Source organism: Moorena sp. SIO4A1 (genome assembly GCF_010672065.1).
Taxonomy (GTDB): domain Bacteria; phylum Cyanobacteriota; class Cyanobacteriia; order Cyanobacteriales; family Coleofasciculaceae; genus Moorena.
The window spans coordinates 1-1547 of record NZ_JAAHHX010000642.1 but is presented as its reverse complement, the minus strand read 5'-3'; the positions used below and the strand labels follow the sequence as shown (position 1 = coordinate 1547).

General features: G+C 44.1%; 1 protein-coding gene. It reads right to left on the bottom strand.

Translation table 11 applies throughout. The features are described 5' to 3' along the window. Positions 1 to 417 precede the first annotated feature (417 nt). A complete protein-coding gene (locus F6K53_RS41475; protein WP_293086198.1) occupies positions 418 to 960 on the bottom strand; it encodes a proprotein convertase P-domain-containing protein in 543 nt (180 codons plus the stop codon). Between the last annotated feature and the right edge of the window lie 587 nt (positions 961 to 1547).

The window sequence follows — 1547 nt, the reverse complement described above, 5'->3', positions numbered from 1 at the left end:
CCGGGCTCTGTGTTACCTAGTAGATCACTGTGGGGAGGATATTCAATTTTACGCTTGAGAGGGGTATATAGCGCTACGCGCAAGTCAGAAGTCAGAAGTCAGAAGTCAGAAGTAAGCTATGAGTAAGTTTCGGAGTTTACAAATGTCTTAATCTGAATGCGTAGTGCTATACCCCTTGCTAGTTATGCTGAGCAAGGGGCTTCCAAGTTGACAGAAGACTGCCTGCTAAACACCTTTCGACCGCGAACAGGTCTTACGCCCCGACCTCAGAAGCACTCAGCCAAAATCCTCTGCTTTGCCTATGCATCACCTATGCATCACCTGTGGTGAATGGGAGAGTTACCAACTTGTCAACAGGAATTCCACCCAAGCATCAACAGATGGTGACAGCAATAATCACCAATTCCGATAGTAGCTTTAAATAGATTGAGTATACCCCAAATCTAAGCTCCAAGAACCCAGGGAACCCGAGTCACCAGCCGCGTTATCTTTGATGATCAGCTGCCAGCTTCCAGCTGCAGAAAGACCATCAAATGCTGATAAGGATTCTACAGGGTGATAATTCCCACTAGGGACAACGGTATTAGCTCCAGCAGCTGCCTCAAAGTCCTCTGAATTGTGGTCATTGAAACTATAATCTCCCTTGATATCGCTGCTGTAGCCACTGGAGGAAAAGTTTGGTTTACCCGGTTGTTGGAACAAATCGACTACAATTCCGGTCTCCCCATGGCGTAAGCTCACTACTAGGTCACCTACCCAGGTGTGAACCATATTGTGTAGCTTGACGCTAACCTCCTTAACCTGGAAATTTTCCTTAACGATAATGTTATCCAGAAAGCTGCCTTTGCCATCAGGTATATCGCCACCAGAGCCTTTAAACGTTGTTATGGTATAATTATTGGTAGTAGAAAATTTTCCCTGTTGAGTTACCATTGCTGCATCTGAAATAGTTTGATTCATCGTTCGTTCTTTATTTGATTTTTGAAAATAACAATAGCTTCAAGAGCAATCGTGCTGCCGGAATGCTTGGCGATCGCTCAATGGCATTGCATAAGATACGCTACTCAGATCATGTCTGGGAGCATTGCTATTGTATATCTTGGCTAATTGCTAATAATTAATTGCTAATAATTAAGTGATAAGTAGTAAGTGGTAAGTGCTAAGAAAATTACTCCCGACCCATTACCCATTCTCCATTACCTATTAGCAAAACAACAACAACTATAAACACTACCGCGCACCACTGGAGGTGCGACCCGTGATGGCGAGCAATCCCTTGACCGTAGGTCACGCGGGGCGCGTTCGCCATCACGGAAAGCGCACCTAACACGAGCTCAGTTTTTCTTTCTTTTAAAGTATTGGTTTACCAAAAAAAAACTCCAATAAGCACCCCGGAATACCCTGCCCAAAATTGTTGCCCACCCTGACCTATTGGTACAGGGCGGGACTTCTTATGGTAGATCTTGAAAAGACTTACCTCAAAACCATTGACAGACTCTAATCTTGAGTCAATAGTAGATTGACTCAATTTCAATTTGCTGTGAATG